At 41.2% G+C, this 23044-nt stretch carries 17 protein-coding genes and 1 pseudogene; 15 read left to right on the top strand and 3 right to left on the bottom strand.

The window, feature by feature from the left end; genetic code table 11:
- The first annotated feature begins 133 nt into the window (after nt 1-133).
- The 6 genes from truA (at nt 134) to purF (ending at nt 6137) form a co-directional block, all read left to right on the top strand.
- A complete protein-coding gene (gene truA, locus I6E69_RS04335; protein ID WP_002958360.1) occupies nt 134-928 on the top strand; it encodes a tRNA pseudouridine(38-40) synthase TruA in 795 nt (264 codons plus the stop codon).
- Nucleotides 929-1083: 155 nt separating this feature from the next.
- A complete protein-coding gene (gene accD, locus I6E69_RS04330) occupies nt 1084-1959 on the top strand; it encodes an acetyl-CoA carboxylase, carboxyltransferase subunit beta (RefSeq protein WP_007376856.1) in 876 nt (291 codons plus the stop codon).
- Nucleotides 1960-1984: 25 nt separating this feature from the next.
- Nucleotides 1985-3250 carry a bifunctional tetrahydrofolate synthase/dihydrofolate synthase gene (folC, locus tag I6E69_RS04325; RefSeq protein WP_197120719.1) on the top strand — a complete coding sequence of 422 codons (1266 nt, stop codon included), beginning with the start codon at nt 1985-1987 and terminating at the stop codon, nt 3248-3250.
- A gap of 11 nt (nt 3251-3261) precedes the next feature.
- Nucleotides 3262-3903: an SPOR domain-containing protein gene (locus I6E69_RS04320; protein WP_002958357.1), complete on the top strand. Its 642-nt coding sequence runs from the start codon at nt 3262-3264 to the stop codon at nt 3901-3903.
- A 194-nt stretch (nt 3904-4097) separates the two neighbouring features.
- The gene (locus I6E69_RS04315; protein WP_002958356.1) at nt 4098-4592 is read left to right on the top strand and encodes a CvpA family protein; all 495 of its coding nucleotides are present in this window, start codon (nt 4098-4100) and stop codon (nt 4590-4592) included.
- 18 nt (nt 4593-4610) lie between these two features.
- Nucleotides 4611-6137 carry an amidophosphoribosyltransferase gene (gene purF, locus I6E69_RS04310; RefSeq protein ID WP_024596369.1) on the top strand — a complete coding sequence of 509 codons (1527 nt, stop codon included), beginning with the start codon at nt 4611-4613 and terminating at the stop codon, nt 6135-6137.
- A gap of 114 nt (nt 6138-6251) precedes the next feature.
- Here the strand turns inward: purF and I6E69_RS04305 are convergent, their stop codons facing one another.
- On the bottom strand, nt 6252-6851 hold the full coding sequence (locus I6E69_RS04305; protein ID WP_193226651.1) for a Yip1 family protein: 600 nt from the start codon (nt 6849-6851) through the stop codon (nt 6252-6254).
- Nucleotides 6852-7057: 206 nt separating this feature from the next.
- Between I6E69_RS04305 and miaE (I6E69_RS04300) the strand changes: the two are divergent.
- The 9 genes and pseudogenes from miaE (I6E69_RS04300) to I6E69_RS04260 form a co-directional block, all read left to right on the top strand.
- Nucleotides 7058-7186, top strand: a pseudogene (miaE, locus tag I6E69_RS04300) (tRNA isopentenyl-2-thiomethyl-A-37 hydroxylase MiaE); the annotation flags it as partial.
- Nucleotides 7187-7298: 112 nt separating this feature from the next.
- Nucleotides 7299-7532 (top strand): tRNA isopentenyl-2-thiomethyl-A-37 hydroxylase MiaE, encoded by a 234-nt coding sequence (gene miaE / locus I6E69_RS04295; protein ID WP_197120718.1) that lies wholly within the window; start codon nt 7299-7301, stop codon nt 7530-7532.
- Nucleotide 7533: 1 nt separating this feature from the next.
- Complete coding sequence (gene miaE, locus I6E69_RS04290) at nt 7534-8310, top strand: tRNA isopentenyl-2-thiomethyl-A-37 hydroxylase MiaE (protein ID WP_197120717.1); 777 nt, start codon at nt 7534-7536, stop codon at nt 8308-8310.
- A 9-nt stretch (nt 8311-8319) separates the two neighbouring features.
- Nucleotides 8320-9573, top strand: a complete 1254-nt coding sequence (locus I6E69_RS04285; protein ID WP_197120716.1) for a hypothetical protein — start codon at nt 8320-8322, stop codon at nt 9571-9573.
- A 934-nt stretch (nt 9574-10507) separates the two neighbouring features.
- Nucleotides 10508-12862: an EcoAI/FtnUII family type I restriction enzme subunit R gene (gene hsdR / locus I6E69_RS04280; RefSeq protein ID WP_197120715.1), complete on the top strand. Its 2355-nt coding sequence runs from the start codon at nt 10508-10510 to the stop codon at nt 12860-12862.
- A gap of 1 nt (nt 12863) precedes the next feature.
- Entirely contained in the window at nt 12864-14681 is a 1818-nt protein-coding gene (locus I6E69_RS04275) for an AAA family ATPase (RefSeq protein ID WP_197120714.1), read from the top strand.
- A 3-nt stretch (nt 14682-14684) separates the two neighbouring features.
- Complete coding sequence (locus I6E69_RS04270) at nt 14685-16169, top strand: N-6 DNA methylase (RefSeq protein WP_197120713.1); 1485 nt, start codon at nt 14685-14687, stop codon at nt 16167-16169.
- Nucleotides 16166-17323: a restriction endonuclease subunit S gene (locus I6E69_RS04265; RefSeq protein WP_197120712.1), complete on the top strand. Its 1158-nt coding sequence runs from the start codon at nt 16166-16168 to the stop codon at nt 17321-17323. The genes I6E69_RS04270 and I6E69_RS04265 overlap by 4 nt, the downstream gene beginning before the upstream one ends.
- Before the next feature lie 9 nt (nt 17324-17332).
- Nucleotides 17333-19351: a hypothetical protein gene (locus I6E69_RS04260; RefSeq protein WP_197120711.1), complete on the top strand. Its 2019-nt coding sequence runs from the start codon at nt 17333-17335 to the stop codon at nt 19349-19351.
- A gap of 1175 nt (nt 19352-20526) precedes the next feature.
- Here the strand turns inward: I6E69_RS04260 and I6E69_RS04255 are convergent.
- Nucleotides 20527-21138 (bottom strand): recombinase family protein, encoded by a 612-nt coding sequence (locus tag I6E69_RS04255; RefSeq protein WP_231619702.1) that lies wholly within the window; start codon nt 21136-21138, stop codon nt 20527-20529.
- Between the two features lie 166 nt (nt 21139-21304).
- On the bottom strand, nt 21305-23038 hold the full coding sequence (locus I6E69_RS04250; RefSeq protein ID WP_197120709.1) for a recombinase family protein: 1734 nt from the start codon (nt 23036-23038) through the stop codon (nt 21305-21307).
- Between the last annotated feature and the right edge of the window lie 6 nt (nt 23039-23044).

Raw genomic sequence — 23044 nt, 5'->3', positions numbered from 1 at the left:
ATTATTAAGTTATTTGATTCATTAAAATGATCATGTTTTTAATAAAAAGGGTATTACCGCACACCTCCTTTTATTGCGTCGAGAGATAGCATAAAATGCCGTGTTCATTAGCACAGTAGGTAAAGCAGTAATTATGCGAGTAGCACTTGGAGTTGAATACAACGGCGTACGCTATAGTGGGTGGCAACGTCAATCACATGTAAATAGCGTACAACAAGAAGTAGAAAAGGCATTGTCGCGTATTTGTAATCACCCAGTTGAAGTAGTATGTGCGGGGCGAACTGATGCGGGTGTGCACGGTACAGGTCAAATAATACATTTTGAAACTGAAGCTTCGCGTGACATGGTCGCATTTACAATGGGTATGAATACCCTATTGCCTAAAGATATTGCTATTCGCTTTGCACAACCAGTTGCTGTCGATTTTCATGCTCGTTTTAGTGCAACAGCTCGCCGATACCGCTATATTATTTATAACTCTCCTTTTCGAGGAGCGGTGTTAAGCGAAGGGGTTACGCATTTTCATCACCCATTAGATGAAGTTAAAATGCAGGAAGCCTGTCAGTATTTGATCGGGACACACGATTTTACATCTTTTCGAGCGATCCATTGTCAAGCAAATACACCGACTCGCACTATTCATCATTTATCGGTACAGCGCCAAGGGTGTTACGTTATTATTGATATTAAGGCGAATGCGTTCTTACATCACATGGTACGTAATATAACGGGGAGCTTGATGGATATTGGCATACATAAGCAACAGCCCATTTGGTTGAAAGAATTACTTGATTGTAAAGAGCGTGCTAAAGCAAGTGCTACAGCTAAAGCTGCAGGTTTATACTTAGTTGATGTCGATTATCCTGAAGAGTTTAATATTCCTAAAATGCCTTTAGGTCCATTGTTTTTACCTGACGCTGAAATTTAGTTATGGTTGTCGTTAGTACTTTTTATGAACACTTTTAACTACTAAGACCAGTTTTTTATACCGCGTTAGTGTAATTCATGTTTTAATTGAAAAAATTTGTCTGCTAATTGCTATTGGCAGGCTCGCGACACAGAACAGCATTAAGAGAGTTGCAAATGAGTTGGCTAGAAAAAATCTTACCTAAAACGACAAAATCATCAGGTCGTAAAGAAATCCCAGAAGGTGTTTGGGCTAAGTGCACATCGTGTGATTCAATTTTATATAAAGCTGAATTAGAAAAGTCATTAAACGTATGTCCTAAGTGTGACCACCACATGCGTGTTAGTGGCCGTAAGCGCCTGGAGCACTTTTTAGATGAAGGTGACCGTCAAGAGCTTGGCACACAACATGAGCCTAAAGACATTCTTAAGTTTAAAGATTCTAAAAAATACTCTGATCGTATCAGTGCAGCCCAAAAAGCAAGTGGTGAAAAAGATGCACTTGTAGCTATGAAAGGCCGATTAAAAGGCATTCCAGTTGCAGCAGTAGCATTTGAGTTCTCATTTATGGGTGGCTCAATGGCTTCTGTTGTTGGCGCTCGCTTTGTTGATGCTGTTGATCAATGTTTAGAGCATAACATGCCGCTTATTTGTTTTTCTGCATCAGGCGGTGCACGCATGCAAGAAGCGCTTATGTCGCTTATGCAAATGGCTAAAACAAGTGCTGCACTTGCAAAAATGACTGAAAAAGGTCTTCCGTTTATTTCAGTCATGACTGACCCAACTATGGGTGGTGTATCTGCATCACTTGCTATGCTGGGCGATATTAACGTTGCAGAACCTAAAGCGTTAATTGGCTTTGCGGGTCCTCGTGTTATTGAGCAAACAGTTCGCGAAACATTACCTGAAGGCTTTCAGCGTAGTGAATTTTTGCTTGAACACGGTGCAATTGACATGATTATTGACCGCCGTGAAATGCGCGATACCCTTGCACGCATTTTAGCTAAATTTATGAACTTGCCTTCTACGGAACAAGAGCATAGAGTAGCGTAAATTTCAGCTTTACTGATTACACGCTATGACAAAAAAAATTCCTAGCCAATCATCAAGCCTTGATGATTGGCTTTTTTATTTAGAAAGTGTTCACCCAGCTAACATTGCTATGGGCTTAGAACGAGTTGCTAATGTTGCTAACAATATTGGCCTGTTAAACACTCCAAGTAAAATTATTCTTATTGCCGGTACAAACGGTAAGGGCACCACAGCACGCTGCTTAGAGTCGCTATTGCTAGCGCAAGGTTTCAGTGTGGGTACTTACGCATCTCCACATTTAATTCGTTATAACGAGCGTGTACGAGTTAATGGGGAAGAATTGGCAGACCAATTTCATATAGATGCTTTTCACCAGCTTGAGCAAGGCCGTAAAGACACTGCTCTGACTTATTTTGAATATGGTACTTTGGGGGCGTTGGCAATTTTTAAACGCTGTAACGTCGATTATGTATTACTAGAGGTTGGTTTAGGTGGGCGCTTTGACGCCACAAATATAGTCACTCCCTTTGCAAGCGTGATCACCACTATAGACTTAGACCATAAAGAGTACTTAGGTGATACCCGTGAGTTAGTGGCTTATGATAAAGCCGGTATTTTTCGTGAAAATACGCCCGCTATTATAGGGGATTTAAATATTCCTCACACAATGACTGATTACGGCAAAGAAATTAATGCCAACATGACGCTGTCGGGCAGTGACTTTATTTTTAAAGAAAATGCTGAGAGCTTTAATTGGCAATATAAAGAACATAATCTTGAAATAGATAAGCCTGCAATACCGTGTCAAAATGCAGCTACCGCATTAACTACGCTAAGTGTTTTAAACTTATTACCTAGTGAATCAATTATACGAAGTTGTTTAGCTAATTTAGTTGTCGAAGGGCGCTTTCAACAGTTAAGTATTGAGCCTTTAGTCTTTACCGACGTAGCACACAACCCTGAGTCGGCGCGTTATTTAGCCAATAAGTTATCAAGCTATAAAGATAAAGGCTTTAAAATTCATGCATTAGCCGCTATGCTTGCTGATAAAGATAAAGCGGGTGTATTTAAAGAAGTAAGTCACTTGGTCGATGAGTGGTCATTAGCGAGCTTAAGTGGCCCGCGAGGCGACACTGCAAGTAATTTACAAAATGCACTGCACGAATTGTCTCATCATAATACTATTAATAGCTATGATAGTGTGGCACAAGCACTGAATGTAATTTTACCAGAACAACAAAGTGATACTATGTTGATTATATTTGGTTCATTTTTTACAGTTGCTGGCGCTATTAATTACTTTAAAAAATAGAGAGGATGTCGGTGAACTCAAGTTTTATTAATCGCTTAGTCGGAACAAGTATAGTGGTGATCGCAGCAATTGTGTTTATCCCTAATATACTCGATGGCGAAAAAGTGCATTATAAAGAAGGCTTTAAAGCGATCCCAGACCGCCCTGAGTTCAAAACAATCGATCTTCAAGAGTCAATTGATGAAAATATGGCTAATGCTGAGCCACTAAAGCAAGATGAAATTGAAGACATTCAAGCTGACGATGAAGCTTTTGAGCAGCAAAGCGCGATGGATGAGAGTGATTACGCTGTGGAAGATAAAGTTGTTGAAGCAACTATAGAGCCCAAAGCTACACCAATTACAAAAGCGCCTGTTCAAGCTAAGCCAGAGCCAATTGCACCACGTAAAAGTGATGAAAACCTAACGAGTATGGCCTATGTTATTCAATTAGGTAGTTTTTCACATGTTGCAAACGTTAAAGCATTACAGGCTAAATTAAAGGCTGAAGGGTTTAAAACGTTTACTAAACCGATTAAAACCCCAAATGGGACACTAACCAAAGTATTTGTTGGTCCTTCGCTTGATAAAAGTGAATTACAAAAGCAGCTCCCCCAGCTCAAAGAGCTTACTAAATTAAATGGTAAAGTTACGCAGTACGAAGTAACAAAATAATTTTAAAAAGGCTTGTATAACAAGCCTTTTTTTATTTATTTATATTTTTTTTATCATTATCTTTATCTCACAATACCTAGACTAGAATGTTAATTTTTTGTATTAACTACAACCCAGTAATCTCCCGTTTAAACTTGCATACTAACGATGTTTGGGTATAGAATGCGCCCCAAATTAGCGACTAATTGGTTCTTATGATCTGGGTTGATTACGCCATTATTGGCATCATTGTATTGTCTACCATCATCGGTTTAATACGCGGCTTTGTAAAAGAAGCAATGTCATTAGCGGTATGGGCTGGCGCCTTTATCATCTCTAGCTTATTTTACCAATATTTAGCTTCCTTCCTAACAACCATTTCTGAACCCCTTTTAAGAAATGCGGCGGCCATAGCCATATTATTCTTTGCGACGCTACTGTTAGGCGGTTTACTAAACTACATTTTAGGTGAACTTGTACATCGTACTGGTTTATCGGGTACCGACCGTGTCTTTGGCATAGTGTTTGGTGCTCTACGAGGCGTGTTGGTCGTGAGCGCGTTACTCTTCTTTCTTGATGCTTTTACTGGTGCACCCAATACGCACTGGTGGGGCAATTCTATTTTGATTCCAGAATTTGGCTTTGTTGTTGAATGGTTCTTTTCATACCTAGAAAACAACTCGAGCTTTTTAAATTCAGTAAACCGTTAATCGGCGAGGATAAATTACATGTGTGGTATCGTTGGAATAGTCGGAACATCCCCTGTCAATCAGGCGATTTATGATGGCTTAACTGTTTTGCAGCACCGTGGTCAAGATGCCGCGGGTATAATTACCATTGAGAATAATACGTTCAGCTTACGCAAAGCAAATGGCTTAGTGAAAGATGCCTTTCACACTCGTCATATGAAACGACTACAAGGTACGATTGGTCTTGGCCATGTGCGCTATCCTACAGCAGGGTCTTCAAGCTCATCTGAAGCACAGCCTTTTTATGTTAACTCACCGTTTGGTATAGCACTTGCCCATAATGGCAACCTTACTAATGCAGAAGCTTTAAAAGAGCAGTTATTCTCAGAAGCACGTCGTCATGTAAATACAACATCTGATTCAGAAATCTTACTCAACATCATGGCACATGAACTAAGTAAATCTGATAAGTTGCATTTAGACCCTGAAGATATATTTACTGCGGTAACCGAGGTAAATAATAAAGTAAGCGGTGGTTATGCAACAATTGCTATGATTATTGGTCACGGTATTGTTGCTTTTCGCGACCCTAATGGTATCCGCCCACTTGTATTTGGCAAACGTGAGACTGCAAAAGGCACTGAGTACATGTTCGCCTCAGAAAGCGTTGCGTTAAAACCGGACGGCTTTGAGTTTGTACGTGACGTTGCCCCTGGTGAAGCTATATATGTTACAGAAGAAGGTGAATTTCATTCACTTAGTTGTGCAGATAAAGCATCTTACTCGCCGTGTATTTTTGAATTTGTTTATTTTGCTCGACCTGATTCAACAATAGACCGTATGTCTGTGTACGCAACACGCGTAAACATGGGCACAAAACTAGGTGAAAAAATTGCACGCGAATGGGCTGATAAAGACATTGATGTAGTTATCCCAATCCCAGAAACTTCATGCGATGTAGCACTGGAAATTGCACGTGTGCTTGATTTACCGTATCGTCAAGGTTTTGTTAAAAACCGTTATATCGGTCGTACATTTATCATGCCTGGCCAAGAGATGCGTAAAAAATCAGTGCGTCAAAAGCTAAATGCAATTGATCGCGAGTTTAAAGGTAAAAACGTATTATTGGTTGATGACTCAATTGTTCGTGGTACAACATCAGCACAAATTGTTGAAATGGCTCGAGAGTCTGGTGCTAAAAATGTTTACTTTGCATCCGCAGCGCCTGAAATACGCTTCCCTAATGTGTACGGTATTGATATGCCTTCAGCAGCAGAGCTTATTGCTCACGGACGTGAAGTTGAAGATATTAATGCAAGTATTGGCTCTGACGGTTTAATCTTTCAATCGTTAAAAGATTTAATAGCTGCGGTTAGCCAAGAAAATCCTGAAATTACTAAGTTCGAAACCTCAGTATTTGATGGGCAATATATTACAGGCGATATTGATCAAAACTATTTAAACCGTATTGATGAGCTACGTAACGATTCAGCAAAAAGCACCCGCGAAAGTGCGATGTCTTCAAGTTTAGAGATTCACAACCAAGACGAAAACGAAGCTGATTAATAATTAGTTAATAAAAAGTCGTTACATAAAAAAAGGAGCTAATTAGCTCCTTTTTTGCGAAGGAAAGAAAGGGAACATTTCTATCAAACACGACTCTTTATTAGCTAAACTTTATTAAGTAAACATTGGACTAACAATCCCATTTGTCCAAAGCATAGCTGTTACAGCTAAAATAATAACTAGTAATATTAATCCACACGTTACAACCGAGCTGGCATAAATAAAGCCACGCTCTTGTGGAATATGCATAAGTATTGGTACGCCGGTATAAAGTAAGTAGACCGAGTAAGCTAGTGCAATAATTCCAATACACACTACAAACCAAAGTACAGGCCAAAAGGCGGCAAGCGCCGACATAAACACAGGTGTTGCAGTATAAGCTGCAAGTTCAAGTGTTTGTGTAAATGTAGGCTTAGAGCCAAATGTAACGGCCATCCAATGAGCCAAATACGCCAATGCAAAAACACCCGCTATTAAAGCAAAATACATTGCAACTGCAATTAATAGCGCACTATCGTGTGTTAAAAATACAGGATTGCCTGCGCCTATACTCCATCCTAAATAAACAGATGAGTAATAACCCATTATTGAAGGAAACAAAGCAATCAGTAAAATATGCGACAAACTATAGGTTAAACTTTCATGGCGATTATCTATTGTTTGCCATTCTTCAAGTGGGTGAGCATAAATGCCCCAGAGATGATTTAGTATCATAGTGCTTACTCCATAAAAGGAACGTATTACTGTTTTGGTTGGTTTATTTTTATACAGTCTATGTACAGTTATGGTTCACTTATTTTGCAAAGTCAAGTTAACTCACTATTAACATTTTTGCACAGGTTAGGGCTTTGATTTATCCCAAACAAAATTTCGTGTTAAAATAATGGCATATCAAATTTATTTAGTAATGAGCAGTCAACGTGCCACATAGCCAACTTTTAGAGCCGATCAATAACTTTTTAGTGTGTACAACCCCACAGCAGTGGGTGGAGCAGGCAATTAAAAAAGAGAACTTATCAGTAATCTTAATCGATCACTTAATTTGTGAGCTAACGACTTATGTGTGCAAGTTACTAAATGGTTGTACAACGAATCTATTTATAAGTGCTTTCAATGGTGATTTTCCCCTAGGCCATAAATTAACAGCTAAGGAGGCTTAAGATGGATGAGTTACTAAAGCCAATTAATTCGTTTCTGCAAGCATCAACGCCTGATGAGTGGATTACTGAGGCAACAAAGCAAGACAACCTATCAGTGGTGCTCATAGACCACCTAGTGTGTGAGCTAACGACTTATGTGTGCAAGTTACTAAATGGTTGTACAACGAATCTATTTATAAGTGCTTTCAATGGTGATTTTCCCCTAGGCCATAAATTAACAGCTAAGGAGGCTTAAGATGGATGAGTTACTAAAGCCAATTAATTCGTTTCTGCAAGCATCAACGCCTGATGAGTGGATTACTGAGGCAACAAAGCAAGACAACCTATCAGTGGTGCTCATAGACCACCTAGTGTGTGAGTTGAAGGCAGCTCAGTCAGCTATGTTTTTGATTCGAAAGTATGCAGTGGATAAAGAAAGCGGTGATGCGCTACTCGAATGGCTTAAACCCTTCGAGACACTGATATACAAGCGACAGGGTAACTGGCGTGAACTAGCAGACAAGAACAAGCTCACCAAATCAATGATCCCGAAGTCAAATACACCTTACGGGCAACATTTGATAGACAAAATGGTGATGCTTATCAAAGAAGAGTTACATCATTTTTATCAAGTACTCGAGATCATGTATGAGTATGGTGTCGAGTATCACAGTATTACTCCATGTCGTTACGCAAAAGGTATGCTGCGTCATGTAAAAAGTTACGAGCCTGACGCTTTAGTCGATAAACTAATCATAGGTGCCTATATTGAAGCTCGCTCTTGTGAGCGCTTCGCAAAATTAGCACCACATGTGGATAAGCGTCTAGGTGATTTTTATATCTCATTGCTACGCTCTGAAGCGCGTCATTACCAAGATTACTTAACACTCGCACAAGATATTAGCGAATTTGATATCACTGAGCGCGTTGAGTTCTTTGGCAATGTTGAAGCTGATCTTATCTCTAGCCCCGATGAGGACTTTAAGTTTCACAGCGGTAAGCCAACAGCACCTTGGTCTGCTAATAGAAGGTAGGGTGTCGCTTTGGTTGAAGATGCAATAGAATTACTACCTGTATGGACTCTGCATGGAAAAGCAATAAGTAACCGGTTGAGTAATAGGATTAGCTATCAAAGTTCTCTTATTGTTGAAGAGCTGTTGGAGTCTATGAAAAAGTTATATAATGACAATGGTAAACGTTTTAACAAGCCAGTAACTAAAAAGTGTCTGTCTACAATTTTAGCCCACCTAATTTATGCAAGCGAACATAGCCTTCGAGTAAGGTATTCGCGTTCAACAAGTCATACAAAAGGGAAAATGAATGCACTGACCATAATAGGTGTATTAGATTTCCTTCAAATACAGTCACTCGTAAAACAAGACATAGCTCACCAAAATGAGCATAGCAACAAACAGTCAACGTTTTGGGCGACAGACCAGTTCAAAGAGCTTGTTAAAAATACTGTTAAGTGGAGTGAATTAGCATATACGGGTCCATTAGTAGTCATTAGAGACGAGAGCAAGAAAATGTTACCTCTGCCTGCTCAAGCAAAAAAGATTGTTACAGCCGTAAATATCTTAAATACCTTCTTGAAGTGTTTTGAGGTTGTTCAGGATGGCAAGAAGCAGTGTATAGCTTTAAGAAGGGTCTATAGGGACTCCTTAGAGTTAGGAGGGCGTTTCTATACTCATGGCATGCTGACGTACCAAAATAACAAAAAAGCTCTACGTAGTACTATCAAAATTGATGGTGAAGATACTTGCGAATTAGACTATAAGGCAATGCACCTAAACATTCTACATGCATGGAAGAAAGTACAATGTAAAGAAGATCCATATGATATCCCTGGTCTTGATAGGGACACTGTAAAGCGCCTTGTGGTTAGATGGGTTAATTCAAAGCCTTCTGATTTTAAGAGAGTGGTTACCATGAGTGGTAAACCAGAGCACAGAACTGAAGCTGGAAGAGCGCATTTAAACCCTGATGCAAGAGATAGCCTTATTGAAGGTCTACCTCCAGGGATTAAAGGGGAATATGCGTACAGTAAGCTCTTGGAAGCTTACCCTGACATAGTCAGCTTTATAGAGAAGAAGAATATCGGACTACAGCTACAGTATACGGACAGTACTATCATGAGCATCATTCTTGATGAGCTCAGGTTGAGAGTGATCCCTGCATTGCCATTACATGATTCAGTAATAGTCAAAACCAGTGATGCTGAGATTACTGAAAAAGTAATGTTAAAAGCGTATCAGAAGGTTTTAAATGGCTTCAGCATTGGTATATCTCGAAGTTAGCTAATCAACAGTAACGCACCGGTTTACGGCTTAAAGTAGTTATATATGGTTGATTGGTAGGGTGGTTACTTTAGCCCATTAGTCCTGACCTTACATTATAAAAGATAAGTAGTTCTCCTACGACGAAGTCGGAGGAGCACAAAGGAGGCGAAGCCTTCTTTGTCCTTGTGGCCGTTATTATAGTTATAAATGGTCTTTCAGCGTATGTTTAATGTTTGTTACTTGGATTGTTTTATTGACCGTATATTAAGCACCAATTACGTTGATGTGTCTATTGGTGCTTTATTCTCTAATTGGAGTCTATCCTAGGATAGAAGGGGGGTAGTCGATATGTATCTAGTGGTACCCCTTGTACATATAGTCTTCTATTATACTACTTAAGCTTTGTATAATCCGAAACCCCTGCATCGCAATTAATTTGGGATTAGCTCGTGAGTAGGAACCACCAGCTAGGTTTGTCTTAAAAGTGTTCATATACACTTAATTCGGGGTGAAAAACCTTCTTTAACTACGGTCCCTTTAGAAACAATGATCGTGAGTACGAAAAGTCAGCATCCTGCGGCGTAGAGGGTTTGAAACGATTACAAAAAGTATGGGTAGTGGCCTAACCGCTATATTTTTCATGCTACTCCTACGTTAAGTTACTTGTTAAAGCCTCTGTAGCAGCTACTTAGCTTTAATAGCAGTCTTTAATATTAGCTATGGCCTACCAAATATTAGAATGAACCTTACGAACCTAGTGGGTGCTTTTTAACCGATTGATGAAGTGGTTACATAGCTCGAGATTTAACCTAAGCCTAAATAGGTAAAGACAAAAAAGTGGTTTTTGTGTATAAAACACTATCGGTTAAGTATATCTTGTCGGTAGTTAAACTTACGCGCACACGTGTGCGCAGTAGGACATAAGCGAATAACGTTTACAGGGAGTAGATAAGTGCAATCAGAAGCAGATACTAGAGCAAATTATATAGACCCAGCTCTCAAGGCCGCACATTGGCAGCCAGGTAACATCATTCGTGAACATTACTTCACAGATGGCCGCAAGCTATCAGGTGGCTTAAGAGGCAGGCGCTGCTTCGTCGATTACCTTCTTCACAAGGAAAACCGTTACCTCGCTGTTGTTGAGGCCAAGAAGGAGTCTGAGCACCCCACTAAAGGGCTTCAGCAAGCTATTGACTACGCTAAAAAGCTACTAGTTCGTTTTGTATACTCTAGTAATGGTCTTCAAACCTATGAGTTTGATCTTAAAACCGGTAAGGGTGATTACATTGAGTTTTACCCAACGCCAGAAGAGCTCGAAAATCGTTACGACGGAGTGAGTTCTGACTTGGGTCAGCAGCTGCGTAATGTAGCGTTTCATCTAGAAGGAGCGATGCAGCCTCGCTATTACCAAGAATTAGCCGTACATGCTGCTACAGATGCGATTGGTAAAGGTGAACCACGTGTATTGTTAACTCTGGCTACGGGCACGGGTAAAACATTCATCGCTTTTCAAATTGTGCATAAGCTGTTTCAATCCCGCTGGAACAAAGAAACTCCTGGCACCCGCCGCCCCAGAATACTGTTTTTAGCCGACCGTAACATTTTAGCAGACCAAGCAATTAACACCTTTAACCCCTACGAAAAAGACCTCATCAAGATTAATGGAGAAGAAGTACGTAAGCGTGGTGGAGTTGTACCAACTAATGCGCATATCTTTTTTGCCATCTACCAAGCTATTGCTGAACGCGAAGATATAGAAGGACACTATAAAGCCTACCCAAGTGACTTTTTTGACTTAGTAATGATTGATGAGTGTCATCGTGGCAGCGCTAATGAATCAGGCTCATGGCATGCGATTCTGAAGCACTTTGATAGTGCAGTGCATGTAGGTTTAACTGCAACGCCAAAACGTGAAGCAAATGTAGACACTTACGACTACTTTGGCGCACCAGCTTTCGAGTACTCATTAAAAGACGGTATCAATGATGGTTTCCTAACACCTTATAGAGTCAAACGTGTCCGTACTAACTTGGATGAACTGGTACTGACCAAGGACGACAAAGTCATCGAGGGCGAGTCAGGACAAGATGTGTATCAGGTTGAAGACTACGATAAGAAAATAGTTGTCGACGAGCGTACAGAGCTAGTGGCGAAGGCTATTATCGATAATATTAACCAGTTCGACAAAACCATAGTTTTTTGTGAAAATCAAAACCATGCGCTTACTATGCGCGACATGATCAATAAGCACAAAAAGGTGAAAGACTCACACTACTGTGTACGCGTTACTAGCGATGAAGGAAAACGAGGGCGTGAGCTACTTGAAAAATTTCAAGATAACGATAAAGACATCCCCACGATTATCACTTCATCACAAATGCTCACTACGGGTGTTGATGCTCGTAATGTGCGCAACGTAGTGCTTGATAGAACTATAGGATCAATGGTGGAGTTCAAGCAAATTATTGGTCGTGGTACTCGCGTTTTTGACGGTAAAGACTATTTCAGCATTATCGATTTCCGTGGTGCTTCTAATAAGTTTTACGATAAAGATTGGGATGGAGAGCCTGAAGCGCCAGAACCAGGCGGTACCAGTGAGCCACCAACACCACCTTACACACCAGAGCCGCCAGGAGGCACTGAAGGGCCAGATCCTACACCAGAGCCACCAGGAGGTACAGAAGGGCCAGAGCCTACGCCAGGTGAGCCTAAGCCTCGGTTAAAAGTGAAACTAAGCAAGTATCGTGAACTTAAGGTTACTGATGTTGAGATTCGCTATATAGGCGATAATGGCAGACCACTCACGGTACAGGAGTTTGTTGAGCGTCTTATGACTCAACTGCCGGGACTATTTAAATCGGTTGAAGAGCTAACAAAAATTTGGTCAGATCCCGACGAACGAGAAACCTTACTCAGTAAACTTTTGGAAGCGGGCTTCGATAAAGAGCAACTCGCCACGTTGCGTCGCATGTTTGAAGCAGAAGAGTGCGATATATTCGACTTATTAGCATTTTTAGCCTTTGAGCAGCCTATGGCTACACGCAAGGCTCGCGCTGATAGTGTTCGTGCTAACAGCACCTTTTTTAGTCAGTACCAACAAGAAAAAGCTCAACAATTTTTACACTTTGTACTAAATCGCTACGAGCAAACGGGCAGTGCAGAGCTATCACGCGAGCGCTTGCCAGCTCTAATTGAACTATCAGGTTTGGGGACTGTTAAAGATGCCTCGACTGCTTTTGGAGGTAAACCTGCATACCTACTAGCAGCATTCAAACAATTGCAGCAACAGCTTTATCACGTGAATTAATATGGAAATAACACTAGCGCCCAACCCTCTTTATGACCAACAGCAAAACCTTATGATCAATAAGGTAGCAACCTTGATTGGTGAGAATGGCAGCGGTAAATCGAGTATTTTACAATCGGTATTTGAAGAACGGTTAAACAAACGAGCACACCAAAACTTGAACGTGGTGTGTTTTTCTTCTGGGCAAAACGAAAACTACTCAGAAAAGTTTAGTAGCTACTTGGGACGCGAAAGACAAGCTGGTAGAGGCCTTGCTTTAGAATGTATGTACTTCGATAAACCTTGGTCTAAACTACTTATTTTTTTGGCGACTTCAATCAAACGTTCCGGTAAAGTTCGCTCGTTTTTGCGTGAGCGCGGGTACGTTACTGAGTCAGCTCAGAATGGTGATGATCAATCTACCTGTCTGAAGTGTGCGTTTAAAATAGACAAAAACTATGTATCTAGAGTGCAAGATGCCTTAAAACGAGAAATGAAGGGCGAAGTTAATACGCTTAGAAGTACACCTTATTTTCGTTCACTTGATAGCTTTATCAGCATCCTTTACTCGAAGGACTATGAGTTCGAAGAGCCAATTCGCAAGCACACTATTGAAATATTTGCAGATCGCTTGGTTGATATATCGTTCGATTTTCCAAGACAAACTCAAGCAGGAGAAGAAGGCGCTGAAGCAGGTGAAGTAAATGCTCAAGCTCAAAATACAGCGTTTGATCCTGAAGTGAGCTTTTTCACTCAAGCAGCGGACAATAACTACTTCATAGACAAGCAAGGTTATAAGCTTCTTTTCAAGGGGGGAATTGAGCTCGATCAGCTAAGTGATGGAGAATATCAATTACTCTTTCTTTATGCGCTGATAGATCTTTTTGATGCGCCTGATACCTTGTTCTTATTGGATGAGGCCGACTCACATCTACACTATAAAAATGTGGAAAAACTATGGAGTTTACTACATGGTATTCAAGGCAATGCAATTACAACCACCCACTTATTAGACTCTATTTCAGCAAAAGAAAACCGCATCGAGCACCTCAAAGTAGTAGAAAATGGCCGCATTAATGAGGATAACAAAATCAAGCAATTGATTAACCGCTTAGGTATACTATCCCGCATGAAATCTGTTGAATTTGAAGTGTGTGGTAAGCTACCCAACATAGCAATACTAGATGATGAAAATGATTGGGCAATCTTCATTAAACTATCGCGGCAGAAAGGGCTTGATATCAGTACGTTACTTGCTATTAGCCCTTTGAAGAAGTCCTCTAGCTATACGAATGACGAAGATACATTAGGTGAAGCCAAAGTGAATTGGGTCAAGGCGTTGAGCTCGTCAGAAAGCCAAGTTTTTACAAGAAAAATATTCCTAGTATGTGATAGGGATGAGGCAACCCCGAATTGGAAGTCAAACGGTGTTCAATTAGCAGGCCGTACCTACGGAAAATTAGTTAGCTCCATTAAATGGGGTCAAGAACATAGCGTTGACACCTTTTTACTCGCTTGGAAAAGACGAGAAATCAAGCATTATTTATTAAGCTATACCGCTTTATCGCACCATGAGCGAATAAACACTATTAACAATGACCGCTTAGCAGCAAAGTTCCACCTCAGACAGCACGATTGCGCTGATAATGATGGAATTAGGAAGCTTCCATCGGAATTTGTAAAGGCTGCAACTCACGATCTTATTAATGAACTTAAAGGCGACGAAGAAGCTAAAGGACTTTGCATGGATAAGCTCCAAGCCTATATCGATCTTATTCCGCCCGAAGAAATCAGCGAAGACATCACCAACATGTATAACTTTATTACTGGAAAACTTTAAACAATGTCATTACAGCAAAAAATTGACCGAATTACCGACATATTGCGCCGCGACGATGGTATTAGTGGTGCCATGCACTATACAGAGCAGACTTCATGGGTGTTATTTTTAAAGTTCTTAGACGATTACGAGTCTGAAAAAGAGGATGAAGCAGTGTTGTCAGGCAAGGACTATCAACCTGTCTTGGATGATGAGCATCGCTGGTCAAGTTGGGCATGCCCAAAAAATGCCGAGGGTAAACTAGACATTAACTTAGTTCGTACGGGTGATGACTTGACTGACTACGTTAATACCAAACTATTTCCATACTTAAAAGGTTTCGCAGATGCGGCCGTAACTGGCGCTGGAGCCGACCCTAAATCGTTTACATACAAGATTGGGGGTATATTCCAATATCTAGATAACAAGGTCGCGTCAGGTCATACGCTTCGTGAAGTGCTGGATATTATCGACACCCTAAACTTTCAATCTGGTGACGAAATGTTCGAACTATCACTCGTCTATGAAGGTCTGTTACAGAACATGGGGGATGCGGGAGGCTACGCAGGTGAATTTTACACCCCTAGACCTGTTGTAAGGGCGATGCTTAAGGTAATTGACCCCAAAGCAGGGCAAACTATTTACGACGCGGCAGCAGGCTCTTGTGGCTTCTTAGTAGAGGCTTTTGATCATTTAAAGGCCAAGAAGGATGAGCTTTCTACTGAGCAGTGGAATTTTATACAACGCGATACTTTTTATGGGTTTGAAAAAACCTCGTTGGCTTATGTGATGGGCATGATGAACATGATCTTGCATGGTATTGAATCACCAAACCTTTATCGTGGTAATACTCTTACGCAGAACATCCGTGATATTCAAGAGAAAGATCGCTACGACATCATTCTTGCTAACCCCCCATTTGGTGGTAAAGAGAAGCCACAAATCCAACAAAACTTCCCTATTCAAGCTAACGCCACTGAATTGTTGTTTATGCAACACTTTATGAAAACGCTTAAAAGTGGGGGTAAAGCTGCTATTGTAGTGCCAGAAGGAGTACTGTTCCAAACCAACAGCGCTTTTAAGCAAGTTAAGCAAGAGCTGTTAGAGAACTTTGACCTGCATACTATCTTAAGTCTACCTTCTGGCGTGTTTTTACCTTATTCGGGTGTTAAAACCAACGTGCTGTTTTTCGAGCGTAGCGGTGGTACTAGTGATGTGTGGTACTACGAATGTGAACCTGAACAAAAGCTTACAAAAAACAAACCGATAGATGATAAGCACTTAAAAGAGTTTGTTAAGCTTTATAGTAGCCGCGAAACCACGGATCGTTCATGGACAGTATCGGCCAGCAAGCTTGCAGAAGACTACGACTTATCAGCCAAGAATCCTGCCAAGCAGAAGGATGCCGAGCATTTAGCGCCTAGCGATATCCTTAAGCAGATCCGTATCAAAGAAAAGTTGGTATCTGGTCTGTTGGATGAGGTTGAAGTCCTCTTGGCGGAAAAATGAGTATGGGGCAAGTTGATTCTAAACTTCCAAGTGGCTGGAGCTGGAAAAAATTTAAAGATGTTTGTGGTCTTAAAAGAGGCTATGATCTTCCTACACATGCGCGTACGGCTGGTAAATTTCCTCTATATAGTGCTAATGGCGTTACTGATTACATCGATCAGTTTAAAGTTAATGGGCCAGGAGTTGTAACCGGGCGAAGTGGCACTATAGGAAAAGTTCATTTCGTTGACGGAGACTATTGGCCGCTTAACACAGCATTATATGTGCAGAAATTTAATGGAAATAACCCACGTTTTATAAAGTATTTTCTTCAATCCTTTGATCTAACTCGCTTTGCATCTGGTGCGGCTGTACCAACTCTAAACAGAAATTCTCTCAGTGCTGAATTAGTTTGTACGCCGGACACCGTAGAAGAACAAAAACGCATTGTAGATAAACTCGATGCAATTCTCACCCGTATCGATGCCGCTATCGAGCATTTACAGGACAGCGTCTCATTAAAAGGCAATCTTCTTCAATCAGCGCTTGATGGTCAGTTCGCGGCTATCACTGAAAGAATGACAATTGAATCGATTGCAAATGTAAAAGGCGGCAAGCGATTACCAAAAGGTGAAAAGCTAAGTGATGACGTGACTGAACACCCATATATACGGGTAGCAGATTTCACTGATAAAGGAACGATAGACTTATCCAATATTAAGTACATATCAAAAGAAATCCATGAGCAAATTAAACGCTATGTAATTTCCAAGGACGATCTCTACATAAGTATCGCCGGAACCATCGGTAAAACAGGCTTTGTGCCACCCGAAATAGATGGCGCAAATCTGACAGAAAACGCAGCTAAGTTGGTTATCAAAGATAAGCAACAGCTAGATTTAAGCTACTTGTATTTGTTTACATTGACTTCTGATTTCTCTGCTCAGGCAGGGCTAGCGACTAAAACAGTTGCACAGCCTAAGTTGGCGTTAACTCGTTTAAGCAAGATTGAAATCCCAATGTGTTCCTTGGGAGAGCAGAAAGCTCTTGTGGCGACGATTGAGGCACTGAAAAGCAAAATTCACGATACAGAAGAAGTCCTTCTAGGGAAAATAAAAGATTTAAAATGCTTGAAAGCATCAATTCTCGATTCTGCCTTTAAAGGCGCTTTATAAGGAGGGAGTATGAGTTTACAAACCAACCTAAAAGGACGTTTGCGCAACACCTCTTTACCCAAAAGCCACGGCCTAATGCCTGTATTTGAGGCAGTAGTAAACTCTATTCACTCAATCGAGGAAAGAGGTAGTAGCGAGGCAGGTAAGGTTGTACTTCGTATTGATCGCGTTGCTCAGGGCAGTCTTGACTTCAGCGCTAAATCACAACAGCAAATTATTGGTTTTATTATTACGGATAATGGTTGTGGCTTTGATGATGTAAACTTTAGGTCATTTGAAACACTTGATTCTGACCATAAAATAGGTAAGGGTTGTCGAGGCGTTGGTCGTTTGATGTGGTTGAAAGTGTTTGATTTGGTGGAAGTGGAAAGTCACTTTATCGATACTGATGGTGAACTCAAAAAACGTGTACTCTGTTTTGATGATAAGAAGGGCGTTCATGGTGAGAAGGTTGTGTTTGCTACTGCCCAGAAGCCTGGTACTATTATTAAGTTGGTTGGTTTTGACAAAAGCTACAGAAAGCAGGTACCTTGCAAGGGAGCCTCAATAGCAAACCAACTACTAGAGCATGTACTGTGGTATTTTGTACGTAGCGAAAAGCCGCCACGAATAATTGTAGAAGACTCTGGAGAGACAATAGACCTAGACACTTTGTATGAGCGGCACATGCATGCTAGTACTCAACATGAAACTATAACTATTCAAGGCCACTCCTTCGACCTCACTCACATTAAATTTAGAGCATCAGCTAATAAAAAGCATCAACTAGCCTTATGTGCAGCTAACCGATTGGTTAAAGAGGAATCGATTCAGGGCAAGATACCTGGCCTTTACGGCAAGATATCAGATGCTGACGGCGAGTTTACGTACACTTGTTATGTATCCTCTAACTACCTCGATGAGCATGTACGAAGTGAGCGTACTTCTTTTAATATTGCCGAAGACGTTGATGGCATGCTCAACGATGTGAGTTTTAGCACTATTCGTGTTGAGGTGTTAGCACGCACTAAAGAGTACCTACAAGATGTTTTAGCAGGAAATGTATCAGCAGGTCGCAAACGTGTAGAGGACTTTATTGACAATAACGCGCCACGATACCGACCTATAGCACACTATGTTACAGAAGAGCTGCTAATTGTTGATCCTGAAAAGTCAGATAGAGACTTGGAGCTGCACTTGCATGCCCAATGGTACGAGGTTGAGCGTCAACTTGTGACCGAGGGCCATGACGTTATGCAGCCTAAAAGTGACGAACACCTAGAGGTATACAAAGAAAGGCTAAGTGAGTATTTACGCAAGGCTGAAGACCTTAAAAAGTCTGATCTAGCTAATTATGTATCACATCGTAAAGTTGTAATCGACCTACTGCAAAGATCCATAGAGCGGCTAGATGATGGCAAGTACGCACGTGAGGATATGATTCATGAGCTGATCATGCCCATGCGTAAGGATTCTAGCGAGGTTTTTGTTGACTCATGCAACCTTTGGCTTATCGATGAGCGTTTAGCCTTTCACAATTACTTGGCTTCTGACAAAACGCTGAATGCCATGCCTATTACAGGAAATGTCACCACCAAAGAGCCAGACTTACTAAGCTTAAAAGTGTTCGATAACCCTATGCTCGTTAACGACGATACGAGTTTTCCACTTGCCTCAATAACCGTAATCGAAATTAAGCGCCCCATGCGTAACGATATGAGTGAGGGTGAAGGCAAAGACCCCATTGATCAAGCTTTAAGCTATTTAGAGCGAGTACGAGATGGTAAAGTTACGACGAAGTCTGGACGGCCCATACCAGGGAATAATGACATCCCTGGTTATTGTTATGTGTTGTGTGATCTGACAGAGACTATGAAAAAGCGATGCCGTCGAGCTAACTTACGCATCACATCTGATGGTATGGGCTACTTCGGCTATAATGAGCCGTCACATGCCTATATTGAAGTAATTAGTTTTGACCAGTTAGTGAAGGCAGCTAGAGAGCGAAACAGGGCCTTCTTTGACAAGCTAGGCTTACCCTCTGCATAGTGTTTTATCAACAATGGCTTCTTCGCGGCCAACTCGTATCTGTAAAAGGTGACAACATCTTACTACCACGACCTGGTCGTTAATATTCGATCACGCACTTGTAGCTGCAAGTGGTGGACGAGAGACTATCGTCTTCATTGTGCTCGAGATCGTATCTGTAAAAGGTGAGAACATCTTACTACCACGAACTGGTCATTAATATTCGATCACGCACTTGTAGCTGCAAGTGGTGGACGAGAGACTATCGTCTCCTTTGTGCTCGAGCTCGTATCTGTAAAAGGTGAGAACATTTTACTACCACGAACTGGTCGTTAATATTCGATCACGCACTTGAGCTAGTTGATAGCTGGAAGTGATGGGCGAAAGACAGTCACCTCCTTTGTAATAGAGCACTTAACTAATAAAGCCGGTAGATTCTATTGTACAATGTTCTAATCGTTAATATTCGATCACGCACTTGAGCTAGTTGGTAGCCGGAAGTGATGGGTGAGAGACCATCATCTCCTTTGTGATAGAGGACGTTGCTAATAAAGCTAGTAGTTTCTGTTGTACAACGCCTGGTCGTTAATATTCGATCACGCACTTGAGGTAGCTGGAAGTGATGGGTGGGAGACTATTATCTCCTTTGTGATAGAGCACGTAGCTAATAAAGCTAGTAGTTTCTGTTGTACAACATCTGGTCATTAATATTCGATCACGTACTTGAAGTAGCTAGAAGTGATGGGCGAGAGACTGTTATCTTCTCTGTAATAGAGCACGTAGCTAATAAAGCTGGCAGATTCTATTGTACAATGATCTAGTCGTTAATATTCGATCACGCACTTGAGGTAGCTGGAAGTGATGGGCGAGGGACTGTTATCTCCTCTGTGATATAGCACGTAGCTAATAAAGCCGGCAGATTCTATTGTACAATGATCTAGTCGTTAATATTCGATCACGCACTTGAGGTAGCTAGAAGTGATGGGCGAGGAACTGTTATCTCCTCTGTAATAGAGCACGTAGCTAATAAAGCTAGTAGTTTCTGTTGTACAACATCTGGTCATTAATATTCGATCACGCACTTGAGCTAGAAGGTAACAGCCAGTGAGTGATGGAAGTGCGCTGCCTATTTTACGTTCGATTTCGCAGCTAATTAAGTCCATGGCACCTCTTGTACAATGGGTCGTTAATATCGATTACGCGCATGTTAGCTGATCCAGCTGTATTTCTTTCTTTATCCGGTAGACAGTGGCAACACTACAGTCTGCTAGTTTAGCTACTTCTTCTGCTCCAAGATTCTTGTCAGTGTATCTAGCGACCTTCTCTCTAGTTGCTTGGTTCTTACTACGCCCTCCAACTTTTTTCCCCTCAGCTTTAGCTTTGGCTAAGCCCTGCTTAATTCTCTCACGGCGCTTATCGTTATCTTGGCGAGCCATGGTTGCCATGAGGTCGAGTAACATGTTGTTGACTATTTTTAGGACATTACTTGTAAGGTCATCATCACTGATCAGTGTGTGAGTAGTTGGTAAGTCAGCGACTATAAGGCGTAGGCCTTTTTCGTTAATGATTGCTTTCAGCTGATACCACTCATTAAGCGGTAGACGAGAGAGGCGGTCGACGCTTTCAACAAGAAGTATCTCATCAGCTTTAGACTCTGTTAGCAGTAGGCCTAATTTAGGTCGCTTTAATATAGTACCAGTGTAGTTCTCAACGTATTTCCCTACGATAGTTATAGCATTACTCTGACAAAAATCAGTAAGCTCTTGTTCCGCTCGGTAAGCGTCTTGTTCTTGTGTGCTTGCTCTCATGTAGATTCTAGCGTTCATATTCTCTCACTTCTCATTAGCCTATGGCGTAACTAACTTCATTGATAAACTCTCAATAGCCATTCGATTTATTGCCTATTGAGAGTTAATACATATCAACCTGACGATTTAAAAACACCTCACTGAGCTATAGTCAATTGACACCACATCATGACTTAATCCTCTGACGCTCATCGTCTATTTTTTGTAAGTCTGCGTCGAAGCTAGATAAGAACTCATTTTGGCCTTCATCAACCTGGGCGTCAGTTTCTTTAAAAGCATCAGCCGGGGAGTTCATACGGAGGTTTTGTATGTTTATAGCTTGCTTCCAAATAGAGATGTCTTCTTCGGTCATTTTAGTCAATGGAAAAAAGAGGTTCTCTTCGCTGTAATAGCTATTAGGTATCTCTAACTGCGGCAGGGGGAAGTCATCACACTTTACAATATACCTTTTGCTCTTTCTGCTGAACTCAATGTATTCAAGGCTTCGACTCTCATCGAAGTAAAGTTTCGTCCCATCAAGGTACGCATATATTTGTAATCGATGCATTGCAGTATTGAAGCGTTTCGGCTCGTTTAAAAGGTCTATTAAGTCGGGGAGTATTAGCTCAGCTTTTTCAACGTGGCTATCCTTTTTTAAGCTCTGTAGCTTTTGATATACATCCTCGACCTCTTGCTCTATCGTTAAAATATGCTTAAAGGCATGACGTACAGTTGCATTATCACCAGCCTCTTCTGCTTCGTTGGAGACCTCCCTGTAGTTGTCTAGTTTTGCCGATAATTTACTCAGCTGCCTGTTTAAAGTACTTTCTTGTTGGAGCCTATCTTTATGTAGCTCTGACTTGGTCAGCTTTTCAAGTATGGTTCGACGTGAATACTCGAAATAAAAATAATGTGCAATGATAAGAGGAAACGTACTCTTTGTCGTGCAGTCAGGGCTCTTGATACCTTTACGCTGAGTGTTACTACACCTTAGTAAAGGAAGGCTATAGCACCCTTTTTTCTTATTATAGCTGCGCTGAATGCTCATTCCGCAACCACAACCCTTGCATCGGACTAAACCACTAAGTGGCCATTCGCTATCAGGCTTAATATTTTTATATTTACGATTTTCGCGAATATCTTGTGCTTGGTAATACGTACTCTCATCTATAGCGGCCTCATAAACTTTGTTCCCACGCCACATGCCGATCACTGAGTCCTTAGTAATCCAATCCATTACAGTGCTTGGGTTAGTTTTTTTCAAAAAAGAGGCTTCAGGGTACTTTTCTTTAATAGCGTTGAGGATATTTCTTTGGCCTTGGCCTGATAGGTAAAGATCGAAGATATCCTTAATTATGCCTTTATGTTCGTTGCACGTACCATCACTGCCTAGCCAAAAAGGACGTCGCATCTTTGGTACAATGCCTTGCTTAGCGTTTTCTTCACGTCTTACATAGCTACCCTTAACCTTTCTAGAACGGTACTCTGAGTCTTCATAGGCGCTTTTAATTTCAAGTATTAGCTCAATCCGTCCAACAAGATCGTTAACGTCCTCAGGTTCATATATCTTATCCTTTTTTGTGATCGCAATAGATACTCTATGCTTCCAAAGCCTTTTTAGTAGGCTTTCGGCTTCGTCGATGTCTTGGCGTGTAAGGCGGCTAAAGTGTTCGATCAGTACAATCGATTTAGGCTCGATCAGTCCTGCCTCAAGGCGTGCAATAAACTCACCTAGTGCGCCAGCCGATACGTTTTTACCTGTGTATGCAGAGACACCTTCATCAACAATCTCTTCTGCAAGCTCACATTCTGGGTGCCTACTTAACCAGCCTTTAAGCTGTTCCGACTGCCTATGTAAGGAGCTGTTACCTCTTTGTGCATCCGAGCTAAACCGCTGGTAGGCATATACTTTACGTTTCATAATCTT

Origin of the sequence: Pseudoalteromonas sp. NZS100, assembly GCF_015864815.1 — a bacterium.
Lineage (GTDB): Bacteria > Pseudomonadota > Gammaproteobacteria > Enterobacterales > Alteromonadaceae > Pseudoalteromonas > Pseudoalteromonas distincta.
This window is presented reverse-complemented; position numbering and strand designations above follow the sequence as displayed.